The 26,694-nt window shown below is 73.2% G+C and carries 22 protein-coding genes and 1 tRNA gene; 8 read left to right on the top strand and 15 right to left on the bottom strand.

From position 1 onward, the window contains the following. Nucleotides 1-88: 88 nt before the first annotated feature. Together ACFVXG_RS34860 and ACFVXG_RS34855 are read right to left on the bottom strand one after the other, a co-directional pair. On the bottom strand, nucleotides 89-898 hold the full coding sequence (locus ACFVXG_RS34860) for an enoyl-CoA hydratase/isomerase family protein (protein WP_387933473.1): 810 nt from the start codon (nucleotides 896-898) through the stop codon (nucleotides 89-91). A 34-nt stretch (nucleotides 899-932) separates the two neighbouring features. Further along, nucleotides 933-1,622 carry a TetR family transcriptional regulator gene (locus tag ACFVXG_RS34855; RefSeq protein WP_387933471.1) on the bottom strand — a complete coding sequence of 230 codons (690 nt, stop codon included), beginning with the start codon at nucleotides 1,620-1,622 and terminating at the stop codon, nucleotides 933-935. A 283-nt stretch (nucleotides 1,623-1,905) separates the two neighbouring features. Here ACFVXG_RS34855 and ACFVXG_RS34850 point away from each other — a divergent pair, with 283 nt between their 5' ends. Further along, on the top strand, nucleotides 1,906-3,399 hold the full coding sequence (locus ACFVXG_RS34850; protein ID WP_387933504.1) for an MFS transporter: 1,494 nt from the start codon (nucleotides 1,906-1,908) through the stop codon (nucleotides 3,397-3,399). A 116-nt stretch (nucleotides 3,400-3,515) separates the two neighbouring features. Here the strand turns inward: ACFVXG_RS34850 and ACFVXG_RS34845 are convergent, their stop codons facing one another. Further along, nucleotides 3,516-4,067 carry a GNAT family N-acetyltransferase gene (locus tag ACFVXG_RS34845; RefSeq protein WP_387933469.1) on the bottom strand — a complete coding sequence of 184 codons (552 nt, stop codon included), beginning with the start codon at nucleotides 4,065-4,067 and terminating at the stop codon, nucleotides 3,516-3,518. Nucleotides 4,068-4,173: 106 nt separating this feature from the next. Here ACFVXG_RS34845 and ACFVXG_RS34840 point away from each other — a divergent pair, with 106 nt between their 5' ends. After that, a complete protein-coding gene (locus ACFVXG_RS34840) occupies nucleotides 4,174-4,797 on the top strand; it encodes a TetR/AcrR family transcriptional regulator (protein ID WP_387933467.1) in 624 nt (207 codons plus the stop codon). A gap of 245 nt (nucleotides 4,798-5,042) precedes the next feature. On the opposite strand, the gene ACFVXG_RS34835 is transcribed toward ACFVXG_RS34840, so the two are convergent. Continuing rightward, nucleotides 5,043-5,118 (bottom strand) — tRNA-Arg (locus ACFVXG_RS34835). A 645-nt stretch (nucleotides 5,119-5,763) separates the two neighbouring features. On the opposite strand from ACFVXG_RS34835, the gene ACFVXG_RS34830 reads away from it, so the two are divergent. From ACFVXG_RS34830 to ACFVXG_RS34810, 5 genes are all read left to right on the top strand, one after another. Next, the gene (locus ACFVXG_RS34830; RefSeq protein WP_387933465.1) at nucleotides 5,764-6,348 is read left to right on the top strand and encodes a single-stranded DNA-binding protein; all 585 of its coding nucleotides are present in this window, start codon (nucleotides 5,764-5,766) and stop codon (nucleotides 6,346-6,348) included. A 354-nt stretch (nucleotides 6,349-6,702) separates the two neighbouring features. After that, the gene (locus ACFVXG_RS34825) at nucleotides 6,703-8,124 is read left to right on the top strand and encodes a Cys-Gln thioester bond-forming surface protein (RefSeq protein ID WP_387933463.1); all 1,422 of its coding nucleotides are present in this window, start codon (nucleotides 6,703-6,705) and stop codon (nucleotides 8,122-8,124) included. 228 nt (nucleotides 8,125-8,352) lie between these two features. Beyond that, nucleotides 8,353-10,017: an energy-dependent translational throttle protein EttA gene (gene ettA / locus ACFVXG_RS34820; RefSeq protein WP_375896271.1), complete on the top strand. Its 1,665-nt coding sequence runs from the start codon at nucleotides 8,353-8,355 to the stop codon at nucleotides 10,015-10,017. Between the two features lie 110 nt (nucleotides 10,018-10,127). Further along, entirely contained in the window at nucleotides 10,128-10,571 is a 444-nt protein-coding gene (locus tag ACFVXG_RS34815; RefSeq protein WP_387933461.1) for an acyl-CoA thioesterase, read from the top strand. 47 nt (nucleotides 10,572-10,618) lie between these two features. Beyond that, complete coding sequence (locus ACFVXG_RS34810; protein ID WP_387933459.1) at nucleotides 10,619-11,305, top strand: hypothetical protein; 687 nt, start codon at nucleotides 10,619-10,621, stop codon at nucleotides 11,303-11,305. Between the two features lie 52 nt (nucleotides 11,306-11,357). Here the strand turns inward: ACFVXG_RS34810 and ACFVXG_RS34805 are convergent, their stop codons facing one another. From ACFVXG_RS34805 to ACFVXG_RS34760, 10 genes are all read right to left on the bottom strand, one after another. Next, nucleotides 11,358-11,759: a globin gene (locus ACFVXG_RS34805; protein WP_350507464.1), complete on the bottom strand. Its 402-nt coding sequence runs from the start codon at nucleotides 11,757-11,759 to the stop codon at nucleotides 11,358-11,360. Between the two features lie 118 nt (nucleotides 11,760-11,877). Continuing rightward, nucleotides 11,878-13,020 carry an ABC transporter permease gene (locus ACFVXG_RS34800; RefSeq protein WP_387933457.1) on the bottom strand — a complete coding sequence of 381 codons (1,143 nt, stop codon included), beginning with the start codon at nucleotides 13,018-13,020 and terminating at the stop codon, nucleotides 11,878-11,880. Then, nucleotides 13,017-13,934 (bottom strand): ABC transporter ATP-binding protein, encoded by a 918-nt coding sequence (locus ACFVXG_RS34795; protein ID WP_350507466.1) that lies wholly within the window; start codon nucleotides 13,932-13,934, stop codon nucleotides 13,017-13,019. Before ACFVXG_RS34795 ends, ACFVXG_RS34800 begins: the two co-directional genes overlap by 4 nt. Before the next feature lie 156 nt (nucleotides 13,935-14,090). Beyond that, on the bottom strand, nucleotides 14,091-15,257 hold the full coding sequence (locus tag ACFVXG_RS34790) for an FHA domain-containing protein (RefSeq protein ID WP_387933454.1): 1,167 nt from the start codon (nucleotides 15,255-15,257) through the stop codon (nucleotides 14,091-14,093). Between the two features lie 84 nt (nucleotides 15,258-15,341). Beyond that, a complete protein-coding gene (locus ACFVXG_RS34785; RefSeq protein ID WP_387933453.1) occupies nucleotides 15,342-16,697 on the bottom strand; it encodes a VWA domain-containing protein in 1,356 nt (451 codons plus the stop codon). A 96-nt stretch (nucleotides 16,698-16,793) separates the two neighbouring features. Next, complete coding sequence (locus tag ACFVXG_RS34780; protein WP_387933451.1) at nucleotides 16,794-18,125, bottom strand: protein phosphatase 2C domain-containing protein; 1,332 nt, start codon at nucleotides 18,123-18,125, stop codon at nucleotides 16,794-16,796. A gap of 3 nt (nucleotides 18,126-18,128) precedes the next feature. Continuing rightward, nucleotides 18,129-20,651 (bottom strand): tetratricopeptide repeat protein, encoded by a 2,523-nt coding sequence (locus tag ACFVXG_RS34775; protein ID WP_387933450.1) that lies wholly within the window; start codon nucleotides 20,649-20,651, stop codon nucleotides 18,129-18,131. A gap of 5 nt (nucleotides 20,652-20,656) precedes the next feature. Further along, nucleotides 20,657-22,036, bottom strand: a complete 1,380-nt coding sequence (locus ACFVXG_RS34770) for a hypothetical protein (protein WP_387933448.1) — start codon at nucleotides 22,034-22,036, stop codon at nucleotides 20,657-20,659. Between the two features lie 209 nt (nucleotides 22,037-22,245). Further along, a complete protein-coding gene (locus ACFVXG_RS34765; RefSeq protein ID WP_387933446.1) occupies nucleotides 22,246-23,220 on the bottom strand; it encodes a glutamate ABC transporter substrate-binding protein in 975 nt (324 codons plus the stop codon). Between the two features lie 14 nt (nucleotides 23,221-23,234). Then, on the bottom strand, nucleotides 23,235-24,773 hold the full coding sequence (locus tag ACFVXG_RS34760; RefSeq protein WP_387933444.1) for a hypothetical protein: 1,539 nt from the start codon (nucleotides 24,771-24,773) through the stop codon (nucleotides 23,235-23,237). Nucleotides 24,774-25,079: 306 nt separating this feature from the next. Between ACFVXG_RS34760 and ACFVXG_RS34755 the strand changes: the two genes are divergently transcribed. Next, nucleotides 25,080-25,655, top strand: a complete 576-nt coding sequence (locus tag ACFVXG_RS34755) for a nucleosidase (protein WP_387933442.1) — start codon at nucleotides 25,080-25,082, stop codon at nucleotides 25,653-25,655. A 78-nt stretch (nucleotides 25,656-25,733) separates the two neighbouring features. On the opposite strand, the gene ACFVXG_RS34750 is transcribed toward ACFVXG_RS34755, so the two are convergent. Next, nucleotides 25,734-26,687 carry a sigma-70 family RNA polymerase sigma factor gene (locus ACFVXG_RS34750; protein ID WP_387933440.1) on the bottom strand — a complete coding sequence of 318 codons (954 nt, stop codon included), beginning with the start codon at nucleotides 26,685-26,687 and terminating at the stop codon, nucleotides 25,734-25,736. Between the last annotated feature and the right edge of the window lie 7 nt (nucleotides 26,688-26,694).

Below are 26,694 nucleotides of genomic sequence, written 5' to 3'. Positions count from 1 at the left end.
GGGTGCGTGCTCCGGGTGGGGAAGGGCGGTCGGCGGCTCGGCGCCGGTCGGATGATCGTACGTGAGCCGTGAGCTGGTCGTACGGGGGTCAGAACCGCGCCGGGCGGCCCTCCAGGAACGCGGCCAGCCCCTCGTGCACGTCCGAGGCCTCCCGCGAGCGCCGCTCCCAGGGCGCCAGCGCCTCGGCCGCCCGCTCCTCCGGGACGGCCAGTGCGGCCTTGACCGCGCCGATGGTCTGGGTCGAGCGGGTGGTCAGCAGCCGGGCGAACTCCAGCGCGGCGGCGTCCAGTTCGGCGTCCGGCAGGACCCGCTCGGCGAGGCCCAGCGGCAGCGCGTCCCGGCCGCGCACCAACTCGCCGGAGAACAGCAGGTACTTGGCCCGGGCCGGGCCGACCAGCCGGGCCAGCCGCAGGGTCGGCACCGCCGGGTAGACCACGCCGAGCTTGGCCGGGGTGATCCCCAGCCGGGCGTCCTCGGCGACGAAGCGCAGGTCGCAGGCGACGGCCAGCTGGCAGCCGCCGCCCACACAGGCGCCGTGCACCACGGCGAGGGTCGGGTGGGGGAAGGCCGCGAGCGCCTCCTCGGCGGCCACGTTGACCGCGTGGTAGGCGTCCGCGCGCTGCGGATCGCCGTACACCTCGGCGAGTTCGGTGATGTCCGCGCCCGCGCTGAAGGTGTTGCCGGCGCCGGTCAGCAGCAGGGCGCGCACGCCCTCCTGCTCGGCGAGCTGGTCCAGGACCTTCGGCAGCGCCTGCCAGATCGCCAGGGTGACCGCGTTGCGGCGGTGCGGGCGGGCGAACTCCAGGACCGCGACGCCGTCCTCGCCGACGTGGGCGTTCAGGCCCTCGGCCTGGGCGGGCAGGGTGGAGCGGTCCCGCGTGAGCAGCGGCTGGTCCATGGGCACCTCCGTCGGGCGTGGTGCGCCCACTCTCTCAGGCCGGTCCGGCGCAGTACGCCCCGAGGCCGTGCTCGACCACGGCGAAGGCGCGGCGGGCCTCGTCGAGGGCGTCCGGCAGGGCGTCCTCGGCGCGCTCGCCGGCCAGCATCCGGAGGTGGTTGCCGCCGATCAGGGTCAGCCGGACGGCGAGCAGCTGGCCGGCGGCGACCCGGGCGGTCAGCCCGTCGTGGTCCGGGTCCTGGGCGCGCAGCTCGTCGGCGAGCAGGTTCTGGGCGCGCCGGTCGAAGGCGGAGGTGGCGCGCAGGGCGAGGGCCGGGGTGGCGTGGATCAGCCGGATGACGTCCAGCACCACCGGGTCGTCGTTCAGGCCGGTGGCCGGGTCCCGGCGCTCCAGCGCGGCGAGGAAGTGCTCGCGCAGCGCCGCCACCGCCGAGCTGTCCGGGGCGCGTTCGCGCACCACCCGGGCCGGCTCGTCGAGGTGCTGCTCCATCGGGCCGAGGACCAGGTCCTCCTTGCTCGGGAAGTAGTTGAAGACGGTCATCTTGGAGACCTCGGCGGCGGCCGCGATCTCGGCCACCGAGACCTGGTCGAAGCCCCGTTCGGTGAACAGGCCGATGGCCGTGCGGAAGATCCGGCTGCCGGTCTGGATCTTCTTGCGCTCGCGCAGCGGGAGCGCGTCGAGGTCGCGGTCGGGGCCGAGGTCCAAGCCGTGGTGGATCGCCATGTGAAGACTGTACCAGGATCAAAGGTTGACCGGGCGGAAAGATTGGACAGGGCGAAAGATTGGTCTGGATGAAGAATTGACCCGGTCCAAAACGCCTGCCATGGTGGTGACGAGCCCACCGGACCGCACCGGTCGGGGCCGACTCCACTGATTCCGGGGGGACTTCCCGATGGCACCCGCTGCCCAGACATCCGCTGCCCAGGCACCCGTGGGCGGAACATCCGTCGGCGGAACACCCGCCGCTGCCGCCCGGAACGCGCCCGACCGGGCCGGATCCGGCCTGATGACGGTCGCCCAACTGCTCTGCCTGGTGACGATCGTGCTGGCCGTCCTCGACTCCAACATCGTCTCGGCGGCCACCGTCCCGATCGTCCGCGACCTCGACCCGGTCCACGGCGTCGACCGGCTGCCCTGGCTGGTCAGCGCCTTCTCGCTGGCCGCCACCGCGCTGCTCCCGCTCTACGGGAAGCTCTGCGACGTCTACGGCGCCAAGCGGGTGCTGCTCGGCGCGGTCGGCGCCTTCCTGTTCGGCTCGGCACTCTGCGGCGCCGCGCAGTCGATGGGCGAGCTGATCGCCTTCCGGGCCGTCCAGGGCATCGGCGGCGGCGGGCTGATGAGCGTGACCATGGTGGTGATGGCCCAGCTCCAGGACCCGGAGGAACGCGGCAAGGGCAAGGGCGGCGCGGTCGGCGGGATCGTCGCAGGGCTCGGCATGGCGATCGGCCCGCTGGTCGGCGCCCTGTTCACCGACCACCTCGGCTGGCGCTGGATCTTCTACGTCAACCTGCCGCTCGGCCTGCTCGTCCTGGTCGGCGTCGCCCTGGTGATCAAGCTGCCGCGCAGCCTCGGCCGGCGCGGCCTGGACTTCCTCGGCGCCACCCTGGCCGCCGCCTTCGCCACCGGGCTGCTGCTGGTCACCGAATGGGGCGGTAAGGACTACGCCTGGACCTCGCCGGTGATCCTCGGGCTGGCCGTCGCCACGCTGGCCGCGCTCGGGCTCTTCCTGTGGCGCCAGGCCACCGCCGCCGAGCCGGTGCTGCCGCTCTCGCTGTTCCGGATCCCGGTGGTGCGGATCGGCTTCGCGATCCAGGGCCTGGTCGGGATGGGCATGATGGGCGCGATCGTCTACGTGATGATCTACCTGCAGATCGCCCGCGGGGTCGCCCCGACCACGGCCAGCCTCTACCTGATGCCGATGGCCGCCGGGATGACCGGGGTCGGCCTGCTCGCCACCCGGTTGATCGCCCGCGGCCACCGGCCGCGCACCTTCCTGATCGTCGGCTCGGGCATCTCGGTGCTCGCCCTGGCCCTGCTCGGACTCAGTGGCCCGGACACCCCGCTGTGGGCGGTGGGCGCCGAACTCGCCCTGCTGGGCGCCGGGTTCGGGCAGCTGATCGGGCAGCTGATCACCCTGGTGCAGGACACCGCACCGCGTGAGCAGCTCGGCGTCGCCACCACCGGCATCCGGTTCTTCCAGACCCTCGGCAACGCGCTCGGCGCGGCGCTCTTCGGGACGGTGCTGACCCGGGTGTTCGAGTCCGGCGAGCCCGGGCGGTCGCTCTCCGCGGTGCGGACGCTGACCGGCGCGGCCCGGGAACACGCGCTGCGGAGCTTCACGGACGCCGTGGACGTGGTCTTCCTGGCGGCGGGCGGGGTGATGGTCCTGGTGCTGCTGCTGGCGCTGCGGCTGCGCTCGGCGGAGTCAGTGAAGTCGGCGGGGTCAGCGGAGTCAGTGAAGTCGGCGGGGTCGGCGGAGGCGCCGGTGCCGGCGGCCTGAGGCCCGAGGTCTCAGGGGGGCAGAGCCGGAGCGGGGCGCAGTGGACCACGGGGGTCTCCACCGCGCCCCGCTCCGGTTTTCCGCGCCCGGCCCCGGCCGAGGGGTGCGGCGGCCCGTCAGGCCTGCGCGGCGGCGTGCTCCGAGGCCAGGACGGCCCAGATCTCCTTGTCCTGGCGGACCCCGTTGTGCAGGAACCACTCGCGCAGCACGCCCTCCCGCCGCATCCCGACCCGCTCGGCCACGGCCCGGCTGCGGGCGTTGACGGCCGAGCACCACCACTCGGCGCGGTGCAGGCCCCGGGTGGTGAAGGCGTAGTCGAGCAGCAGCCGGACGGCGGCGGTGATCAGCCCGCCGCCCTCGCCGGCCGGCTCGGTCCAGGCGCCGATCTCACAGTTGCCGTTCTTGGTGTCGAACTGCACGAACATCACGCCGCCGACCAGGGTGCCGTCGCGCCAGATGCCGTAGATCCGGCCGGAGTCGGCGGCCTGGCGGTCGGCGTAGCGCTGCAGGGTGGCGCGGGCCGAGTCCAGGTCGGTGGAGAAGGTGGCCCACGGGATCCACGGGTCGGTGTGGGCGCGGGCGCGGTCGATGTGGGCCAGGAACTCGGGGGCCTGCCAGGGCTCCAGCGGGCGCAGTTCGGCGTTCTTGGCGAGCGGGACGGAAAACACGGGCGGGCCTTTCGCGGGTGGGGCGTTCGAGGGTGGGGCTTCGAGGGTGGGGCTTCGAGCTGTCCGGATCATTCATAACAAACGTTTGGTATGTACGATAGCCCCCATGACGCCAGCCCGTGGAGACCATGACGCGCGCCGCTCGGAAGTCTCCGAGGGGGTGTGGCGGGTGCTCTCCACCCGGGGCTTCGAGGGGCTGACCCTGCGGGCGGTGGCGGCCGAACTGGGCGCCTCCACCGGCCTGCTGACGCACTACTTCCCGAACAAGCGGGCGCTGCTGAGCCACGCCCTGGAGGAGCTCGACCGCCGCTCCGCCGCCCGGCCCCGGCGGCTGGCCCCGGCCGACGGCACCCCGCCGCCGCCCGAGGGGCTGGCCCGGCTGCGGGCCGCGCTGCTCGACGTGCTGCCGCTGGACGAGGCGACCGAGTCCGGCAACCGGATCTGGGTCAGCTCCTGGGACGTCGCCCTGGCGGACCCGGAGCTGGCGGCCGCGCACGCGGGGCGCTACGCCCGGTCGCGGGTGGCGCTCACGGCGCTCGTGGCGGACGCCCAGCGGCTCGGCGAACTCCCGGCCGGCGCCGATCCCGCCGGGCTCGCGGCGGGCGCGCAGGCCTTCGTGCTGGGGCTGGTGGTGCAGTCGCTGTTCGCCCCGGCGGAGTTCCCGGCGGAGCGCCAGATCGCCTTGCTCGACGCCCATCTGGCGGGGCTGACGGTTTGGCCGACCGCTTAGCCGCACCGGCCCTCGGGCGCGTCTGTCCGGCTTTTGCCGGATTTCTCCGGTCGGCCGTTCGGGCGGCTGTTTCGTTCAGGGGTGGGGGATTCGCCCGGAATTCCGGTTTTTCGTCCGTGCGGCTTTCGCGGCGGTCATGACACGCATTGTCACGGGTTATGCGCGGTGGGTACGGGATTACCCGGAGGTCCAAGGCGGACACGGAAAGTGTTCGCGGGCGCGATGGCCTGCGGGAATTCACGGGGTGGTGCCCCCAGCAGGATTCGAACCTGCGACCTACCGCTTAGAAGGCGGGTGCTCTATCCGCTGAGCTATGGGGGCGGGACGGACGGCGCCCTCGCGGGCGTGACCGTGGCCGGGATCGGGCGGCGAGCGCTGGGGACGCTCGTTGTCCGGCCCCGTACCTGGGGGTGGGGGTGGGGGTTGGTGGGCCCTCGCCCTGTCGGGGACAGGATAAGGGTGTCCAGTTCCTCGGCCGGTGTGACGACACCGTCGTTGGTGTGTCGGTTCGGTGGAGCGGTCCGATAATCGCAGGTGGAGACCGTGTGTGCAGCGGTCTGGGACTGTTCCGGGCCGGACGTTGTGCAGTCGTTACGGGGCTGCCTCCCCACCCGTTATGGATTCGACACGGAGAATGTCCCGCCGCCGGTGCGGGTGGGGGGTCCTATTCGGCTCGGCTCCGGTCGGATGACGTGCGCGGACGACCCGCCCGGGGTGTTCCGTGGCGCCGCGGGGGCGGCCGCGATCTGCCGGTTTGTTGTCATGAGCGCGAGGAGAAGGCCCTCTCGCGGCGTGCGAAGGCCGAAATTCACCCCTGTGAGTGACAGCCGTTTTTCACCCTGCCGATCGGCCTACTAGTTGTCCACAGGATTTCGGAACCCGGTGGTCGGGATTTCTTCCGGGACGCACTCTGAACCCGCACCGCTCGATTCCGTACGGTGCATCGGCGAGAACGGAGAGTGCGCTGTGAACGAGGTTCAGGTGACGGTGCTCGGCAATGTCGCGACCGAGGTGAGCTACGGGGAAACCGCCGGCGGGGTGCCGATGGCGAACTTCCTCCTCGGCTGCACCGAGCGGCGGTACGACCGCGAGCGGGCGTGTTGGGCGGACGGCGAGACGCAGTGGCTGAGGGTGACGGCCTGGCGGGCGCTCGCGGTGAACCTGATCGGCTCGCTGGCCAAGGGCGAGCCGGTGGTGGTGACGGGCCGGCTGCGGGTGCGGGAGTGGACGCAGGGGGAGGCGAAGCGCAGTCGGGCCGAGATCGACGCCCGGTCGATCGGACACGATCTCAGCCGCGGTACCTCGGCGTTCCGTTGGGCGACGGGCGTGCGCGGGCAGCCGACGGCCGCGGCGGGGCCGCCCGGCGCGGAGCCCGCGGGCGAACCGGTGCCCGGGTGGATCGTCAACGCGCTGGAGTCGCGCCGGGCTTCGGCGGTGGCCGCGGCGCCCCGCCCGCGCGAGCTGCCGCCGGGTCGCGGGGCCGTGACGGAGCAGCAGGGTCCGGTGTCCGAGGGGGAGTGTGGAGATGGAGGCGGGGTGATGCCGAGTTGACCGGTCGGTGACCTTCTCTGTCGACAAATATGTTGATCGAGAACGTCGTTGCGCCCGCACGCGCAATCTCGTCCGGATAACGGAAAGTCGCGCAAAGAATCTGTCGAAGCGTCAGCTTGTGTGGAACCTGGGAGGATTGATAACGATCCAGATACGGTATCGTCCTGATTTCGCATGGGGGTTTCGGGGCCTCCGGGGCTCAATAGGATTCGTTTGGTTCATACCCGCAGCAGTGCCACAGGGGGCACGCGCGGCACGGCAAGTCGGCGGGCTGCCCACTCGGTGCGGCCCGCTCCGGAGGGATCCCAGATGTTCAAGCGGCAGGGGCGGAGTCTGTCCCGCATAACCACTGTCATGCTCACGACCAGCGTTGTGCTGGGCGGAGGCCTGTTCGCGGCCGGTGCGGCGGTCGCGGCCGACACCCCGAGCGCGGGTGTCACCTCGGCGGTGATCCAGCCGGGCATGGTGTCGGAGAAGGTCGACGTCGTGGGCAAGGGGACGGTTGACGCCGGTCTCTTCACCCTGAAGACGAAGGACGGTCTGCTGCAGACCTACTGCATCGACGCCGACAACCCGGTCTACCTCAACAGCGGTGCGGAGTACCACGAGGCGGACTGGGGGGCGAGCTCGCTCGGCGCCAACGCCAAGGCCCCCATGATTCGCTGGATCCTGGACAACTCCTACCCGCACGTCAACCTGACGGCGCTCGCCACGGCCGTCGGCGTCGACAGCCTGACCGCCGAGGAGGCCGCCGCCGGCACCCAGGCCGCGATCTGGAAGTTCTCGGACGACAAGAGCGTCACGCTGCACAACGCGAACGCCACCTCGCTGCGCGACTACCTGATCAGCGACAAGAACAAGGGCATCGCCGCCGAGCCCAAGCCCTCGCTGACCCTCACCCCGGACTCCGTCTCCGGCAAGTCCGGCAGCAAGATCGGTCCGTTCGTCCTCAACTCCAGCGCCGCCGAGGTGAAGCTGACCGTCGCCGGCTCCGCCGCCGACAAGGCCAAGCTGGTCGACAAGGACGGCAAGCCGGTCGGTGCCACCCTGGCCGGTCCGGTCGCCAAGGACACCCAGCTGTTCCTGGACGTGCCGGGCGGCACCCCGGACGGCGCGGTCACCCTCAGCGCCAACGCCTCGACCACCGTGCCCAGCGGCCGGGTCTTCATGACCGACGTGGACGAGGACGGCAACCACAGCCAGACCATGATCCTGGCCAGCTCGGACAAGCTCAGCGTCGCCGCCACCGCCAAGGCCACCTGGAAGCAGGGCAAGGGCGCGCTGGTCAACAGCACCGCCAAGGTCGAGTGCGCCAACAACGGCGTGCGCGTCTCCGTCACCAACAGCGGTGACGAGGCCGCCACCGTCACGGTCGACAAGCAGCAGGTCGCCGTCCAGCCCGGCAAGACCGAGAGCGTGCTCGTCAAGGTCGCCGAGAAGGCCAAGTACGACATCAAGGTGGCCGGCCCGAACGGCTACGCCAAGGAGTTCACCGGCGTCCTGGACTGCAAGGTCGGCGTGACCCCGACCGGCGCCCCGACCACCCCGGCCACCGGCGGCGGCACCACCACCCCCTCGGGCACCCCGAGCACCGGTGCCGCCCACCCGGCTCCGTCCACCACCAGCGCCGCCCCGGGCACCGGCGGCCTGGCCCAGACCGGTGCCAACAGCAACACCCCGATCCTGGCCGGCGTCGCGGGCGCCCTGGTCGTGGCCGGTGGCGCCGCGGTCTTCGTCCTGCGCCGCCGTGGCCGTCACGGTCGCACCACCGCCTGAACCGTCTGAGCACCGGGCCGGGAGGCGCTGACCTCCCGGGGCCCTGAACCAGCGGAACCGGCCCGGCTCCCCGCACCAGCTGCGGGGAGCCGGGCCGTCGTGCTTCCCGGACCGGGCCCGTCGCGGATACCCCGGTGGGGGTCACCGGGCGGTTCGGGCTTCCGGCCGGGTGCGGCACAATGGAAGGCTGCAAGCCGAATACTCCCGACGACGCCGGAGCGATCTCACGTGGCGGAATACATCTACACGATGCGCAAGGTGCGCAAGGCGCACGGAGACAAGGTCATCCTTGACGACGTGACGCTCAGCTTCCTCCCCGGGGCGAAGATCGGCGTCGTGGGCCCCAACGGTGCCGGTAAGTCCACCGTGCTGAAGATGATGGCCGGCCTGGAGCACCCCTCCAACGGCGACGCCTTCCTCTCGCCCGGCTTCACCGTCGGCATGCTGCTCCAGGAGCCGCCGCTCGACGAGACGAAGACCGTCCTGGAGAACGTGCAGGACGGCGTCAAGGAGATCAAGGGGAAGCTCGACCGCTTCAACGAGATCGCCGAGCTGATGGCGACCGACTACTCGGACGCCCTCCTCGAGGAGATGGGCAAGCTCCAGGAGGAGCTGGACCACGCCGAGGCCTGGGACCTGGACGCCCAGCTGGAGCAGGCCATGGACGCCCTGGGCTGCCCGCCCGGCGACTGGGCCGTCACCAAGCTCTCCGGTGGCGAGAAGCGCCGCGTGGCGCTCTGCAAGCTGCTGCTGGAGGCCCCCGACCTGCTGCTGCTCGACGAGCCCACCAACCACCTCGACGCCGAGTCGGTGAACTGGCTGGAGCAGCACCTGGCCAAGTACAAGGGCACCGTCGTGGCCGTCACCCACGACCGGTACTTCCTCGACCACGTCGCCGAGTGGATCCTGGAGCTCGACCGCGGCCGCGCCTACCCGTACGAGGGCAACTACTCCACCTACCTCGAGACCAAGCAGTCCCGTCTCAAGGTCGAGGGCCAGAAGGACGCCAAGCGCGCCAAGCGGCTCAAGGAAGAGCTGGAGTGGGTCCGCTCCAACGCCAAGGGCCGCCAGGCCAAGTCCAAGGCCCGCCTCGCCCGTTACGAGGAGATGGCGGCCGAGGCCGACAAGATGCGGAAGCTGGACTTCGAGGAGATCCAGATCCCGCCGGGCCCGCGCCTGGGCAGCGTCGTCATCGAGGTCGAGAACCTCAACAAGGCCTTCGGCGAGAAGGTCCTGATCGACGACCTCAGCTTCACCCTGCCGCGCAACGGCATCGTCGGCATCATCGGCCCGAACGGCGCCGGCAAGACCACCCTGTTCAAGATGCTCCAGGACCTGGAGACCCCGGACTCCGGCAAGGTCAAGGTCGGCGAGACCGTCAAGATCAGCTACGTCGACCAGAGCCGCGCCAACATCGACCCGAAGAAGACCCTCTGGGAGGTCGTCTCCGACGGTCTGGACTGGATCAACGTCGGCCAGGTCGAGATGCCGTCCCGCGCCTACGTGTCGGCCTTCGGCTTCAAGGGCCCGGACCAGCAGAAGCCGGCCGGCGTGCTCTCCGGCGGTGAGCGCAACCGCCTGAACCTGGCGCTCACCCTCAAGCAGGGCGGCAACCTGCTGCTCCTCGACGAGCCCACCAACGACCTCGACGTCGAGACGCTCTCCTCGCTGGAGAACGCCCTGCTCGAGTTCCCCGGCTGCGCCGTGGTCATCTCCCACGACCGCTGGTTCCTGGACCGGGTGGCCACCCACATCCTCGCCTACGAGGGCGAGAGCAAGTGGTTCTGGTTCGAGGGCAACTTCGAGTCGTACGAGAAGAACAAGATCGAGCGGCTGGGCGCCGACGCCGCCCGTCCGCACCGGGCCACGTACAAGAAGCTGACCCGAGGCTGACACCCAGCTGTCACAACGGCCCGGCAGACTTCCCCTTGGGGGCGGCCTGCCGGGCCGCGGCCCGTCACCGACGTACGGCGGCGGGTGACCGGACACCGAGGAGAACACCCGTGGCTCGCCACATCTACGCCTGCCCGCTGCGCTGGTCCGACATGGACGCCTTCGGGCACGTCAACAACGTGGTCTTCCTGCGCTACCTGGAGGAGGCCCGGATCGACTTCATGTTCACCCAGGCCGCCGAGGCCGGTGCCGGGGAGTTCGCGGGCGGCTCGGTGGTGGCCCGCCACGAGATCGACTACAAGCGCCCGTTGGTGCACCGGCCGGAGCCGGTCACCGTCGAGACCCGGGTGACGAAGATCGGCAGCGCCTCGCTGACCGTCTCCTACGACATCAAGGACGTCCACGAGGACGGCTCCGAGACGGTGTACGTCCGGGCCTCCACCGTGGTCGTGCCCTACGACCTGGCCGAGGGCCGGCCGCGCCGGATCTCTCCGGTGGAGCGGGAGTTCCTCTCCCGGTTCATGGACGAGGCCCCGGTCGGCGCGGCAGTCTGAAAGTCCCAGGATCCCCCGAAACCGATTCGAGCTGAGCCGCGTTGACCATGACCGCCCGCCTCGCCCTGACCGACACCGGTGAGGCCGCCGACCTCGCCGCCTTCCTGCTGCGCCTGCTGCGCTTCGACAAGGCGGCGGCCGTGCGGCTGCAGGCGGTCGACCCGGCCGCGGCGGACGGCGTGCTGGCGGTCTTCGGGCGGCTGCCGCTGGGCGACTCGGGCGTGCTGGCGATCCGCACGGCCCGGCTGAGCGGCCTGGGCGAGCCGGTCGACCTGACCGTCTCCGCGGGCCAGTTGCTGGACGGCGTGGACGCCGAGGCGGTCGCGGTCGCGCTGCCCGCGCCGGTGACCGGTCCGGCCTGGGCCGGGCTGCTGCCGCCGCGGGTCGGCTGGCGGCCGGTCGGTACCCCGCCGGCGGCCGAGGTGTGCCGCGAACTGATGGCGGCGGTGGGGGAGTTCCGCGAGCGCAGCGAGGCCGTCCCGGCGCACCACCGGACCCGCGCGGTGCTGGACCGGCTGGCGGACGAGGTCTGGTCCCGCCCGGTCTCGGCGCTGCCGGAGCTGCCGCTGCGCGCGGTGCACGCCTCCTACCGGATCGGCTTCCTGAGCCCCGAGGCGCCGCTCTCGGTGCACCGGGCGGGCGGCTGGCTGCGGCTGAGCTCCCCGGTGGGCTCGGTGGTGGTGCGGACCGCGGCCGCGCCGGGCGCGGGGCTGGGCCTCAGCCCGCTGCGGTAGTCCAGGTGGTCCAGGTGGTCCAGGTGGTCCAGGTGGTCCGGGGGCCCGGGGCTCAGCCCGGGGTGTTGATCATCGAGGCGGCGGCGTAGACCAGGTAGTCCAGCAGCTGCCGCTCGTGCTCGGCGGGCAGTTCCAGGCTCGCCACGGCGGCCCGCATGTGGGTGAGCCAGGCGTCGTGGGCGGCCTTGTCGACCTTGAACGGTGCGTGCCGCATCCGCAGCCGCGGGTGGCCGCGCCGGTCGCTGTAGGTGCGCGGGCCGCCCCAGTACTGCATCAGGAACAGCGCCATCCGCTCCTCGGCCGGGCCGAGGTCCTCGGGGTACATCGGCCGCAGCAACTCGTCCTCGGCGATGCCCTCGTAGAAGCGACGGGTCAGGAGCCGGAAGGTCGGCTCACCGCCGACCTGCTCGAAGAAGGTCTCCTCGCTGAACGTGCCTCGTCCGATCTCTGTCACCCGACCATGGTCGCAGACGCCGACGGGGTCGTACACCGGGACCAAAGGCGTACGACCCCGTCGGGGTTCAGCGGGATTCAGCGGGATTCGGCCGGGATCGGCCCGGTCCGGCGGACGGCTACGCGTCCTCCCACTTGAACAGCTTCCAGGCGAGGCCGGTGAACACGGCCGCGAAGAGCAGCAGTCCGCCCATGGACGGCAGCGCGTCCATGACGCCGCCGCCGCGGGTCAGCACCGACTGGGCCGCTGACACCAGGTGCTTGAGCGGCATGACCTGGGAGACCGTCTTCAGCCAGTCCGGGGCGCCGTCCAGCGGGAAGAACGAGCCGGACAGGAAGGACATCGGCAGCACGATGAGCTGCGAGATGCCGTTCGCCGCCTCCTCGGTCTTGGCGATCGAACCGGCCAGCAGGCCGATCGACATGAAGGCGAGCGTCGCGCAGGCCACCAACGGGAGGATCAGCCACCAGTTGCCGGTGAGCTTGAGCCCGAAGAAGCTCGTCGCGACGACCAGGAACACGGTGGTCTGCAGGAAGGCGGTCACCAGCGAGACCGCGATCCGGGAGCTGACCACCGCACCGGCGCTGATCGGGGCCAGCCGCAGGCGCCGCAGCACCTTGGACTTGCGCCAGTTGACCAGGGTCAGCGCGGCGCCGAAGACTGCGCCGGTGGCGACGGCCCAGCCGAGCAGGCCGGGGGTGAGGAACTGGATCGGCTTGAGCGACTGGTCCTCGACCTGCTGGGCTTCCAGCACGTAGGCGGCCGGCTGGTGGGTGGCGGCCTGGTTGGCGCTCTGGACCACCGAGTTGAGGATGCCCTGGACGGCGCCGGCCTTGACCTGGTCGGCGGCGGTGAAGCGGAGCTCCACCTTGCCGTCCGGGCCCTGGCTGATCATCGCGTCGTAGTCGCCCTTGCGGACCTTCTCCAGGGTGCCGGCCTCGTCGTCGGTCCTGGTGATGGTGAGGACCTTGTCCAGGCCGGTCCGCTCCTCGCCCGACATCGAGTCGAACAGCTTGACCGCGCCGACCTGGGCGACCTTGGCGTGCGGACTGGCGGAGCCCTTGGTGACGGAGCCGAAGAACACCAGGAACACCAGCGGGAACAGCAGGATGAAGAAGGTCGCGGTGCGGTCGCGCTTCATCCCGAGCAGCATCGCCCGGGACAGGCCCCAGAACGCGCTGACCCGCTCCCGCCCGTCGGCGGAGCCGGTCGAACCGCCGCGCTGGGCGGGGACCTTCGGCTCGGTGGAGGTGGTGGTCATGCGCGGAACTCCCGTCCGGTCAGCTGGAGGAAGACGTCCTCCAGGGTGGCGCCGCGCACTTCGAGGCCGCGCAGCGCGTTCTGCTCGGCGAGGACGCTGAGCACCGGGGCGGGAAGGCGGGTGGAGACGGAGAGCGAGACGGTGTCGTCCTCCAGGTTGGCGATGTCGGCGCCGGCCGCGGCCAGCAGCTCGCGGGCCCGCTCGACCGGCAGCTGGCCGGAGGCCACGCTGATCCGGACGGTGTCGTCGATCTCGCGGATCAGCGCCGCCGGGGCGCCGGTGTGCAGGATCTTGCCGTGGTCCATGATCGAGACCCGGTCGCAGAGGACCTCGGCCTCGTCCAGGTAGTGGGTGGTCAGGACGACGGTGCGGCCCTCGGCGTTGATGTCCCGCAGCAGGTCCCAGAGGTTGCGGCGGGCCTGCGGGTCGAGGCCGGTGGTGGGCTCGTCCAGGAAGACGAGCTCCGGGTCGTGGACCAGGGCGCAGGCGATCGACAGGCGCTGGGCCTGGCCGCCGGACATCTGGTCGGTGAGGGTCGAGGCCTTGTCGGAGAGCCCGACCCGCTCCAGCATCGCGTCGGCCCGCTTGGGGCCGACCCCGTAGAACGACGCGAAGGTGCGGATGGTCTCCCGGGCCGTCAGCTTCCGGAAGAAGGCGGAGGCCTGGAACTGCACGCCGATGCGCGGCAGCAGCTTCGGGTTGCGCGGCCAGGGGGCCATCCCCAGCAGCTCGACCCGGCCCTCGTCGGGCTTCCGGACCCCTTCCAGGATCTCCATGGTGGTGGTCTTCCCGGCTCCGTTGGGGCCCAGGATCCCGTAGAATTCGCCGGCCTCGACAGTGAACGACACCCCGTCGACGGCCTGCACGTCCCCGTACCGCTGGCGGATGCCGTCAGCGGATATAGCAGCAGTCATGAGGCCAGAGAATAGGGCTTTCGAGGCGTCTTGTGCACACCGGGGACGGGGATTTGTGGAATCCCTGAGGAAATCATGAGAAAGCCGGGCCGGGCGAAATCCGTAATTCCGCCCGGCCCGGCCGGAGTTGCCCCTGACGGGCGCTCAAAGCGCAGGTCAGGCGCGGTGTACCGTGATCGTGGTCCAGGCGCCGATGTGGATCCGGTCGCCGTCGCCCAACGGGACGGCGGTGTTCGGGGAGATCGGTTCGTCGCCCCCGTTCACGGTGGTTCCGTTGGTCGAGCCCTGGTCGACCAGCACCCAGCTGCCGTCCGCCTGTTCGGCGAGCAGCGCGTGCTGGTGCGAGGCGCCCGGGTCCTCCGGCGGCACCGACAGGTCGATCTCCGGGACGGTGCCCCGGTGCTGGCTGCGCCGGCCGATCCGCAGCTGGCCGCGGCCGGTCAGCGGGATGCGGCGCTCGGGGCAGTACGGCGGGAAGAACAGCCCGGCCGCCTCGGGGCCGCTGCGGGCCATCATGTCGGTGAAGTAGTCGCGGTCGGCCGAGACCACCGCGATCCAGTTGGCCCGGACCGGCTCGGCCGGGACGGCCTCCGGCTGGGCGCCCGGCTGGGAGTGCGGCGGGGCCAGGTGGAAGGACGTGCCGAAGTCGCCGCCGCGGTTGTTCGGGCCGGGGCCGGCCGGCTGGGCGTACACCGGGCCGGAGTCCTCGCGGACCGGGGCCTCGGGGAAGGCGCCCTCCGGCGGCGGGTAGCCGTAGGTGTGGGGGTACTCCGGCTGCTGCGGGTACTCCGGGGCCTGCGGCTGCTGCGGCTGGTGGTGCTGCGGCGGGGCCTGCGGGGCCTGGGCGGGGCCGCCGTAGGCCGCCGGGATGTTCAGCGGCGGGGGCTGGGCCGGGCCCGGGGCGGGCGCGGGCGGGCCACCGGCCGGCACCTGGCGGCTGGAGGGTGTGGACAGCTCGTAGTCGTAGCCGCACTCCTCGCAGAACCGCCCGGTCTGCGGGCTGCGGCAGATCGGGCAGACGGCCAGGCCCTCGGTGAGTCCCTGGGGCGCCGGGGCCGGCGGCGGGTAGGCCCCGGGCGGCGGGTACGCGCCCGGCGGGGGGTACGCCCCCGGCGGCGCGGGCGGGGGTGGCGGCGGCGCGCCGAAGGCCGCGCCGCCGTGCTGCGGGTGTCCGGCGGGCGCGCCGGGCACCGGGCCGCCGCCGGGCGCGCCCGGGTAGCCCCCGTGGGCGCCGGGCGTCGGGGCCGGCGGGGTCATCGGGAAGCCGCAGAAGTCGCACCAGTCCTCGGCCTGCGACTCGTGGCCCCTCGGGCAGATCGGCATCAGGTCCCCCTCGTTTCGGGCCGGTGCGGTGCGGTGCCGCGCCGGGCGGCCGGCCCGGTCACGTCTTCAGCGGTCACTTCGCGGTCACTTCTTCACACGTACCGTCTTGGTCGACCGGGTCTCAAGGGTCATCGAGTCGGCCTCGCTCACGTTCTTACGGAACCGAACCGTACCCTCCTTCGGGTCCACCACGTCCACCACCTTCTGCAGCAGCTTGAAGGTGCCCTCGTTGCCGGTCGCGTGGGCGATCCGGACGGCGGCGCCGAGCTTGGCGGTGGCGGTGTCGACGTCCCCGGAGCGGTGGGCCTCCAGGCCCTCCTGGATGGAGGAGGCCAGCTCGGCCTGCCCGGTGTAGTGGGCGACCTGCGGGCTGATCCGGGTGGAGGAGGCGAGGTCGTCCGTCCAGACGGCCTTGACCAGGCCCTGGCTGAGCACCTCGGGGGTGCCGCCGCCGACCTGCGGGGGCAGCACCAGGCTGATCCGGGCGGCGAGCATCTCGTTGCCGACCGAGGCGGCCGGGACCTCGACGCAGACGTGGTAGTCGCGGCTCTCGTCGCCCCAGGAGCCGGTGGGGTAGTCGCCGGCCCGGGGGCCGGCCTCGGCGCGGCGGTCGCTGAGGTCCTCGACGGCGGGGGCGACCTGCTTGACGAACTTCACGGTGGCGTTGGCCGGGGTCCAGATCCGCAGGGCGACGTCGGCGACCTGCTTGCCCATCGCGCCGGTCATCATCGAGCGGAAGTCCTCGGCGAGGCCGGAGGGTTCGGCGACGATGTCGGTGGTGCCGAGCAGCGCGGAGGAGATCTTGCGCAGCTCGTCGATCCGCCAGTCGGTGCCGACGCCGCGGCAGTCGGCGGTGAAGTGGCCGGTGACCCGCTCGATGGTGCGGGCCAGGTCCTCGGCGGACTCGTGCTCGTTGTTGCCGTCGGTGAGCAGGATGGCGTGCCGGATGGCGATGTCGCGGCGGCTGAGGAAGAGCTTGTCGGCCTTGGCCAGCCAGGTGCCCATCGCGGTGCCGCCGGCCGCGGTGAGGCGGCGCAGGGACTCCTTGGCCTGCTCCCGGGTGGTCGCCGAGGCGGTCGCCAGGGTGCCGTCGCCGGGGTAGATGTCGCGGGCCTCGTGGGTGCCGGCGACGACGGCGAAGGCGGTGCCGTCGCGCAGGGCGTCGATGGCGGCGGCGGTGGCCTCGCGGGCGCCGTTGATCTTGGTCTTGGGGTAGTCCATCGAGCCCGAGCAGTCGACCAGGATCACCACGGCCGCGTTGGCGTCGCCGCCCTGCGGGCCGGCGTCGGTGAGCCCGAGCGGGCGGCCGCCGGAGGTGCCGCCGCCGGTGGAGGTGACGGTGACGATGGCGTTGACCTCGCGGGCGCCGTCGGCCAGGTACTCGTTCTGGAAGATCTCCACGTCGAACCTGGGCAGGTTCGGCTTCGCCAGTGTTGCCATGGGGCGGTGGCTCCCGTCGGGGTGAGGGGTGGATGCGATCAGGTCGGTGGGGCGGTCCGGCGGACGGGGGCCGTCGGGCGGGGCGCGCGGATCCGGTCAGGCCGTCGGCGGGTGCGGCGGCTGCGGCGGGACGGGCGGTGCGACGGGCGGCGCGGGCGGTGCGGCCGGCGGCGGGGCCAGCGGCGGCGCGGGCGGGGCCGCCGGGACGGCCGGGACCGGTACCGGGGGCAGCGGGGCGGCGGCGGAGCCGATCACCGGGAGGTCCGGCAGGGTCGGCTCGTAGTCCTCGTAGTCGTCGCCGCTCGTGCCGGCGGCCGCCGGCCTGATGACCTTGAGGTCCAGCGCGGTGGGCGTCTCCTCGATCTCCGCCAGTGCGGCGGCGGACGGTTCGATCGGCAGCACCGCGACGGTGATGTTGTCGTGCCCGCCGGCCGCGACCGCGAACTTCACCAGGGTCTGGGCCGCCAGCAGCGGTTCGGTGCGGGCGTCCGGCCGGACGAAGTACGCCAGGTCGGTGGCCGCCTCGGCGTAGTTCCACAGCCCGTCGGTGCAGATCAGCAGCACTCCGGGGACGTGCGGGGTGAAGGCGAGGGTGTGCGGCACGACCTCCTCGGCGTCGGCGCCGAGCCAGCCGGTGATCGCGTGGGCGCGCGGGTCGGCGTAGGCCTCGGCCTCGCCCATCAGGCCGGCCTCGACCATCCGGGCCGCCCAGGAATCGTCCTGGGTGAGCCGGAAGGGTTCGGCGCCGGCCCGGTCGTCCGGGATCCAGTACGCCCGGGTGTCGCCCACCCAGCCGATGGTGACCCGGCCGGCCGCCGCTATGGCGCTGACGTAGGTGCAGGCGGGGGCGTTGAGGTCGGGGCGGGTCGGGCCGGCGCCGTCGGTGGCGAGGTCGGCGACGGCCTTGGCGGCGTCGGCGATCGCCGCGCGCATCGCCCCGTCCGGGTCCCGGCCGGCCTCCAGGGAGGTCAGCAGGGACTCGGAGGCGGCGTCGACGGCGGTCTCCGAGGCCTCGTCCGGGCGGTCGGAGGAGGAGACGCCGTCGCAGACCACGGCGACCACGACCGGCTCCCCGCCGGGCAGCGAGGTGGCGGCGACGGTGAAGGAGTCCTCGTTGCGGTGGTGGCGCACGCCGCGGTCGCTGACCCCGGCGACGCCCGCGAGCGCCTTCTCCATGTGGTCGCGCGGGCGCGGCTGGGCGCTGCCGCAGCCCTCGCAGTAGCCGTCCTCGGTGACCTGCGCCTGCCCGCAGTTCACGCAGACCGGCCCGCGCTGCGGCGGGACGGCCTCACCGCGGGCGGCGGCCCAGCTGGCGGGCATCGCGCCCGGGGCCGCCCGACCGTCCCGGCCGGCCCCGCAACGCCCGCAGAAGGCGTCGTCAAGGTCCATCGGCTCGGAACAGCTCGGGCACTCGGTCTGCTGCGGCATCGGCTACACCCACGTCCTGGGGCGGGCCCGGTTGGCCCGTTCCACCATCTCGATCCTGGTCTCGGCCCGGTCGGCCAACCGGGCGAGTACCCGGTAGGACTGTTCCAGGGCGAAGCGCAGTTCCCGCTCCGCGGCGGGACGTCCCAGGACGACCAGGCCGGCGCCCTGCGCGCCGCCCGCCGAACCGGCGCCGACCCAGTCGAGGGCCGTGCCGAGCACCTCGACCGAGAGCTCCTCGCGGCGGCGGTCGTCCAGCCGCAGCGCGGTCAGCTGGTCGGAGCCGGCCGCGAGGTCGACGGCGAGCGGGTCGGTGGCGGCCCGTTCGCGCAGCCGGGCGCGGACGGCGGCGATCCGGGCGGCGGTGTACTGGCTGGAGGTGGCCGGGACGGATTCCAGCACCCGCACCGCGCCGGGCCGGTCGCCCTCGTCCAGGCGGACCCGGGCCAGGCCGAAGGCGGCGCTGAGGTAGCCGTGGTCGGTGGTCCAGACGAGCCGGTAGAACTCGGCCGCGTCGCCGCCGTCGCCGAGCAGTTCGGCGCAGATGGCCAGGGCGAGCTTGGGTGCGGGCTCGCCGGGGAAGGCGTCGTAGACCGCGTCGAAGGCCTCCGCCGCTGCCCGGAGTTCGCTCTCGCCCCCGTCGGTCGCGCCGACCAGGGCGACCAGGCCGCGGTACCAGACCACCCGCCAGTCGTCCGGGTGGTCCTGCTCCAGCGCGGCGAGCGCCTGCACGGCCCGGCCGTGGCGGTCGAGTTCGAGCAGGGCGCGCAGTTCGCGCAGCCGGCTCTCGACCGAGACGGCGGGGGCGCCGACCAGGGCGGCGAGCGCCTCCTCGGGGTCGGCGGCGAGCAGGGTGGCGAGGAAGCCGGCGTTGGGGTCGCTCGGGTCGACCCGGGGGACGGGCAGGGCGAGGGCGGCGGCGGCCGGGTCGAGGCCGGCCACCCGGAGCTGTCCGGGCTGGACGGTGGGCAGCACCAACTCGTTGTCCACGACGCGCAGTTCGGGGCCGAAGAGGGTGGAGGGGGCGGGCCGGGGCCGTTCGTCCTGGAGGGCCAGGATCTCCCGCAGCACACCGGTGAGCTGGTCGGCCATCTCCTCGGCGGAGGAGAACCGGCGGGCCGGGTCCGGGTCGGTGGCGCGGACCAGGAAGCGGTAGTACGACTCGTACCTGGCGAAGACCTCGACGTCCTCGGGCCCGGGCAGCGAGTCGCGGTAGGTGCTGCTGTAGCCCTGGAAGTCGAAGGTGAGCACCGCGAGGGTGCGGGCCACGGTGTAGAGGTCGGAGGCGGGGGAGGGGCCGTCGGTGGCGATCTCCGGGGCCTGGTAGCCGATGGTGCCGTAGATCGCGCTGTCGTCGTCGAAGCGGCGGACCGCGCCCATGTCGATGATCTTGAGCGTGTCGCCGCTCTGGATCACGTTGTCGATCTTGAAGTCGCAGTAGATCAGGCCCCGGCTGTGCAGGTAGCCCAGCGCCGGCAGCGCCTCCAGCGCGTACGCGATCGCCTGCTCGACCGGCAGCGGCTCGCGCCGGCCGTCCGCGGTGCGGCGGTCGTTGGCGATGTCCTTGAGCGACTTGCCGCCGACGAACTCCATCACGATGTAGCCGTCGGTGGAGCCGGTGCGCAGGTCCGGGTGCTCGGCGAAGTTGATGATCCGGACGATGTTCGGGTGGTCCACCTCGGCCAGGAAGCGCCGCTCGGCGACGGCCGCGGCCAGCGCGTCCTCGTCCCCGGTGTCCAGCAGGCCCTTGAGCACCACCCACTTGTCGCTGACCCGCCGGTCCACCGCCAGGTAGATCCAGCCGAGCCCGCCGTGCGCCAGGCAGCCGACCACCTCGTACTGGCCGCCGACCAGGTCGCCGCGGCGCAGCTTGGGCGTGAAGGAGTACGGCGTGCCGCACTTGGTGCAGAAGCCGTCCGGGCGGCCCGGGAGGCCGTTCTTCTCCCGGCCCACCGGGGCCTCGCACTTGGAGCAGTACCGCTTGCGCTCGGGCACCTCGGGGTTGGCCAGCACCGCCAGCGACGGGTCGGCCGACTCCACCGTCGGCACCGTGACCAGCCCGGCGCCCAGCCGGTTGCGGGTGCCCGCGCTGACGCTGCCGCGGGTGGAGCGCACCGAGACCGAGCGGCTGCTGCCGGTACGGGTCGAACGGTGCGAGCGGGAGCGGCCGGACATCGACCGGGCGGAGCCGGTGCGGGCCGACAGCGAGCGGATCGAGCCGCTGCGGGCGGAGTCCGGGGTGACCCGGGCGGACGGGACGTACGGCTGGGTGACGCCGGTGGCGCCGTCGGGCGCCGTCAGGCCGCACTCGTCGCAGTAGCCGTCCGGGTCGATGGTCCCCGAGCAGTCCCGCGGGCACGGCGAGCCGGGCCCGGCGGCGGTCGGCGGCGCGGCCCCGGCGGGCGTCGGGGACACCGCGGAGGAGACCGTCGTGGTCCCCACCGGGGTCAGCCCGCACTCGTCGCAGTAGCCGTCCGCATCGATGGTGCCGTTGCCGGAGCACTCCGGCCGTACGCACGTCTCGCCCATCAACCTCAGCCCCCCTGTACCTGTCCGTCGACCGGCGTCTGGCCGGCCGACCCGTGTGCCTGTGCGCCCTCGGAGGCCCCGGAGGCCTCGGCCTGGGCCGGGCGCAGCGACTGCTGGAAGCGGGCCACCGCGGCGGCCGCCGCCCGCAGGTCGCAGGGCGCGCTCCACAGCAGCCAGCGCGCCTTCTCGTACCGTTCGATCACTTCCGGGTCCTCGGCGACCCGCATCCGGGCCGCCATCGCCTTGTAGGCGTCCAGCCGGCCGCGCAGTTCGGCCCGGACGGCCAGCGGCTGGGTGACCTCGGTGAGCGAGTGCCGCGCCCGGGCCAGCTCCTTGGCGGCGGCGTCCTCCAGCGCGTCCAGCAGCGGAGCCAGCCGGCCCCACTGCCCGGCCTGGCGCAGGTCCAGGGCGGTGACGATCCGTTCGCGCAGCGCCGAGGCCGGGCCGGGCACCGCGGGCACGTCGCTGGAGGCTATCTTCGCCAGCACCTCGCCGCGGGCCCGGCGGGCCTCGGCCAGGGTGGCGTCGGCCCGCTGGAGCAGCTCGCCGACGCCCTGGAGGCGCTCCTCGGCCTCGTCGCGCAGCCGCAGCAGGTTCTCCAGCTCCAGCCGGACGCCGTCCAGCGCCCGCCCGGCCCGGTCGAAGCGCTCGGTGTCCACCACCCCGGCGGGGGAGGCGAAGGCCTCACCGTCCGGGACGGTGCCGCGCTGGGCGGGCACCCGGGCCGGGCGCCACAGGGCCAGCGGGTCCTCGCGGACCTCGGTGCGCAGCTCGGTGAGGTCCTGTTCCAGCCCGACCAGGTCGTCGCCCAGCGGGTGGCTTCCGGTGCGCACGCCGAGCGAGGCGGCCAGGGTCCGCACCCGCTGCAGTTCGGCCAGCAGCAGGTCGATCCGGGCCGGCAGCGCGGACCAGACCGCGTCGGCGGCGCTGACCACCTCCAGCACGGTGGCGTACCAGGAGTTCATCCGGGCCATCAGCGCGTCCAGGCTGATCCGCTCGACCAGCTTGGCGGGCGCGCCCAGCAGTTGCGGCCCGTCCGGCACGGCGCCGCCCGGGACGGTCACCGCGTCGCCGGTCAGCAGCTCGCTCAGCTCGGCGAGTTCGGGGCCGCCGGGCTTGGCCTTGCGGGCCCGGACGGCGCGCGCCGAGGCGAGCGCCTCGGAGTAGCGGTCGAACAGCGCCCAGAGCAGGGGCAGGCCCTTGCCGGCGACGGACCAGCGCTCCAGGGTGCGGCCGGACAGCTCGGCGCCGTCCAGCAGCCGCAGGCCCGGGTGGTCCTGCAGGGCGAGCAGCGCCGACTCGACCGCGTCCCGCTCCGCGCCGAGGCGCGCGAGCGCGCGGTCCACCTCCTCCCGGCTCAGTACCGGGCCAGCCGATGCCGCCACCGCGGTGTCCTTCCTTCCTCGCGTGCGATGCCGTCGCGTACGACGTGCGATCCCACGACAACCCCCGTGTCCACCACCGGTCTCCCCGTGGTGATCGTCCCGAACCCTAGCCGGTGGCCGTTCGGGCGGTGCGGGCGCGGGGCGTCAAGACGGCGTCAACGCCCCGCGTCCGTGGTGCTCCGTGCGCGATACGGTCCTCGGCGCGGCCGTCAGTGCGGCACGGGCCAGTAGTGCTCGGCGTCGTTGAGCATGTACGGCTTCAGCCAGCGGTCGTAGCTGCGCCCCCAGTCGCCGTTCCCGTGGTAGTCGGCCAGCACCTGGTTGACCCGCGCGGTGAGGTCCGGGCTGGTCTTGAGCATGGCGACGCCGATCACCTCCGGCTGCACGTCGCCGTCCACGATCCGCACGGTCTGGTCCTGGGCCGCCTGACCGGCCGCCAGGCCGTCGTCGGTCATGGTGGCGTCGACCTTGCCGAGCTGCATCAGGACCAGGCAGTCGAGTTGGTTCTCCACCACCGTCAGCCGGGCCTTGGAGTCCTTCTTGACGCCGTTCTTCTGGGGATCGAAGACGTCAGCGGCCGTCGAGCCCTTGGCCACGCAGACGTTCTTGCCGCCGATCGCCTCGTCCATGTTCTTCGCCGGGGAGGTCTTCGGGACGATCACCCGCTGGGAGATGCTGAAGTACGGCTTGGAGAAGGCGACTTGCTCCATCCGCGTGCAGTTGACGGTCATCGTGCGGACGATCAGGTCGACCCGGCCCTTCTGCACCGCGTCGACCCGGTCGGCGGTGGCCACCGGCTTGAGCACCACCTTGTCCGGGTCGCCCATGATGGCGGCGCCGAGCGCCCGGGCCAGGTCGATGTCGAAGCCCTCGATCTGGCCGGTGTTCGGGTTGCGGGCGCCCCAGCGGTAGCTGTTCTGGTCGACGCCGATCACCAGGCTGCGCTTGGCCTTGATGGCCTTCACCGCCGGGCCGTCCGCCGAACTCGGCGGCACGCTGCTGTAGATGTCGCAGGAGTCGGACTGCTCCTGGGACTGCTGGACGGCCAGCGGCGCGGCGGCCGGTGCGGCGGTCGCGGCGGCCGGTGCGGCGCCGGAGGGCCCGCCCCCGCCGAGCACGGCCGCGCAGGCGGCCAGCACGGCCAGGGCCGCGGCACTCCTGGTCGGTACGGTCGTGGTGCGCATCGTTCCGTTCCCCTCTACCGGTACTCGGCGAGTCGTCGGCCCAGGCCGCGCAGCGCGGCGGCCGCGGCCACCAGGCCGAGCACCGCGGCGGCGCCGGCGGCCAGCCGGAGGTCCCCGGCGGTGCCGTCCGCGGCGGCGGTGAACCGGGCCTGCTCGGCGTCGGCGGCCTGGGCGAGCGCCCGGTCGGTGGCGTTGAAGGCGGCGTCGGCGGTGCTGGTGCTGTCGGTGGCGGACACCGTCGCGTTCAGGGCGCCCTGGTAGTCGGCGTTGTCGACCTCGGCCTTCTTCGCGTTGAGGTACCGGTCCTGCCAGACGTCGTACTGGTCCGCGGCCGTGGCCAGGGGCTGGCTCGCGGCGGCGGGGGCGAGGATCAGCGCGTTGGAGAGCGTGCCGGCCCGGTCGCGCATCGGGGTGTCCTTGCCGGCCGTCCCGGCCAGGCGCTTGGTGACGTCCGCGTACTGGTTGGCGTAGGTGGCGGTGGAGCCGCGCGCGACCAGGTTCAGGTTCTCCGCCAGCCGGGCGGTCAGCACGTCCACCCGGGCCGTGTTGAGGGCCTGCAGCGGGAACGCCCCTTCGAGGTCGCTCTTCTTCAGCGCCGCACCGGTGGTCAGCCCGGCCACGGCGAGCCAGAGCGTGCCGGCCAGCACGGCGGCGGTGGCGCCCAGCAGGCCGATGTTGAACACCCGGTTGGTGCGGCGGAACAGGGTCAGCTGCACCCAGCCCAGCGCGGCCAGGGTGAGCACCGCCAGGACGTACGCGCCCCAGGGCGTCGACTGCGCCGCGGCGTAGTCGACCACCAACTCGTGGTTCTCGATGGTGTTCAGCTCGGCGGCGGCCGGCAGCAGCACGGTCTGCATCTGCTCGGAGGCGTACCGCAGGTAGGCGCCGCCGAGCGGGATGCCCTGCCGGTTGTCGGCCCGCGCGGATTCCACCAGACCGGCGTACACCGGGAGTTGCTGGTTCAGTCGGGAGAGTGAGTCCTGGGCGGGGGAGGTCGAGGTGGTCCGGGCGGCGGCCTGGGAGATCAGCTTGGCGGCCTGGGCGAGGTCCTGCTCGTAGCGGGCCCGGACGTCCTTGGGCTCGGCGCCGGCCAGCAGGAAGCCGGAGGCCGCGGTGGTGGCGGCGTCGGCCAGCGAGCGGTGGATCTCGGCGGCGTCCCGGCTGAGCGGCTGGCTGTACGAGACCACCCGGTCGGCGGCCTGCGCCCTGGTCTCCAACTGCCAGGCGGTGAGCCCGCCGAAGGCCACCGTGAGCACCGCGAGCACCACCCCGGCCATCCGCATCCGCCCGGGGGGCGTGCGGGTGGCCTGTGCCAGCCGGGCGCGCACGCCGCGCTCCGGCGCACCCGCGCGGGACCGCTTCGCGGGCGGTGCGGCGCCCGGCCCGGGAACGGGCAGGCCGTGGGGCGGTGCCCCCTGGGCGCCCGGGGTTCCTGGGGCGGCCGGGGCCGCCGTCGGAGCGCCGAACGCCGCCGTCCCCGGCGCGGCCGGTGGCGTGCTCGGCCGTGCCGGGACCGCGGCGCCCGGTGCGCCGTTGCCTACTGGTGTTGCCACCCGCCTCATCCTCCCCTGGGGCCGGCCCGTCTCCCCGGGCCCGACCGATGGCAGCAGTATGGCCGTGACTCTCCCCGGCCACACCTGACTTGCGCCGATCTTGAGCATGTCGTGCACGGTTTCCGCACGCTCTCGTACGGCTTGTACCGGTCGTGCCGGTCACAGCGGTCGTACCGGTCGTACCGGCCGGACGGAGAGGTGGCGACCGCTGCGACGCCCGCCGGCGCCCCCGCGGTTCCGCGCCGCGCGGTCACCGGCCGCGCGGTCACCGGGCCCGGCACCTCCGCGCTCCGTACCATGGGCCCCATGCGACTGCTTGGAACGATCTCGCCCGACCGCCCGCTGCTCGTCGTCGCGGTCCGCGAGGAGGCCGCCCACCTCGACGACCGGCTGCCGGTGTTGCTCACCGGCATGGGGAAGGTCAACGCCGCCGCCGCCCTGGCCACCGTGCTGGCGCAGGGCGAGCGGCCCTCCGAGGTGATCAACCTCGGCACGGCCGGCGCGCTGCGCCCCGGTTGGGAGGGCATGCACCACGTCGTCCAGGTGATCCAGCACGACCTGAACAGCGCGGCCCTGGAGCAGCTCACCGGCCGCACCTACGGCGCCCCGCTGGTGGTCGGCAAGGGCGACGGCCCGGTGCTGGCCACCGGCGACCTGTTCGTCGACTCCCCGGAGGCCAAGGAGCGGCTCGCCGAGCACGCCGACCTGGTCGACATGGAGGGCTACGCCGTGGCCACCGTCGCCCACCGGGCCGGGCTGCCGGTGCGGCTGGTCAAGTACGTCAGCGACGAGGCCGGGGACGGCGCGGCCCACAGCTGGCGGGAGTCGGTCGACGGCTGCGCCCGGCACCTCGCGGACTGGGTGCGCGAGCAGGGCTGGTGACGGCCCGTCGTTGAACCCGTGCGTGGGGCGGCCGGGGGTTCCGGCCGCCCACACACGGGTGCTGTCAGGTTGGTGCGGTCAGGGGCGTGCGGGTCGGTCGTCCGCGGGTCGGTCGCGGAAGGCCGAGAGGTCGAAGGCCGCCAGCCGCTCCGGGTCGGCGATCACGTCGATCTCGGTGATCGCGCCGTCCACCACGGTGAACGCCATGATCGACATCGCCCGGCCGTTGTCGGCGATGACCACCGCGCCCGCGGTGCCGTTGACCAGCGCGGGGCGGGCGAACGGCGAGAGCTTGCCCCACATCGCGGCCTGCCCGGCCACCGTCGCGGCGCCGGTGAGCACCAGGGTGTGACGGGCCAGCGCGGCCCCGCCGTCCGAGCGCAGCACCACGTCCGGGTCCAGCACGGCGACCAGCGCCTCCAGGTCGCCGGTGCGGGAGGCGGCGAAGAAGGCGTCCACGGCCAGCCGCTGGCGGCTCAGGTCCCGGTCGGGCGCGGGCCGCTCCTGCACCTTGCGGCGGGCCCGGCTGGCCAGTTGGCGGGTCGCGGCCGAGGTCTTCTCGATCAGCGGGGCGATCTCCTCGAACGGCACCGCGAACATGTCGTGCAGCACGAAGGCGACCCGCTCGGCGGGTGACAGCGACTCCATCACCACCATCAGCGCCAGGCCGACCGAGTCCGCGAGCATCACCTCCTGCTCCGGGTCGACCACCCCCTCCCGGCGCAGCAGCGGGTCCGGCAGCCGCTCGGGGCCGCTCTCCCCGCCCGGCCCGGTCGGCTGCAACGGCTCCTCCCGCCGGGCGGCGCGGTCGCGCAGCAGGTTCAGGCAGACCCGGGACACCACCGTGGTCAGCCAGCCGCCGAGGTTGGCCACCTCGGCGGTGTCGGTGCGGTCGTACCGCAGCCAGGCCTCCTGGAGCGCGTCGTCGGCCTCGCTGATCGAGCCGAGCATCCGGTACGCGACCGCGCGCAGGTGCGGTCGGTGCTCCTCGAAGAGCGCGGTCCGGGCAGATTTCTCGTCTCTTCCGTCCACCGTGTCA

Source organism: Kitasatospora sp. NPDC058162, from assembly GCF_042884005.1.
GTDB lineage: Bacteria > Actinomycetota > Actinomycetes > Streptomycetales > Streptomycetaceae > Kitasatospora.
Note: the sequence above shows the minus strand (reverse complement) of the source record. Positions and strands in the feature narration are given on the sequence as shown.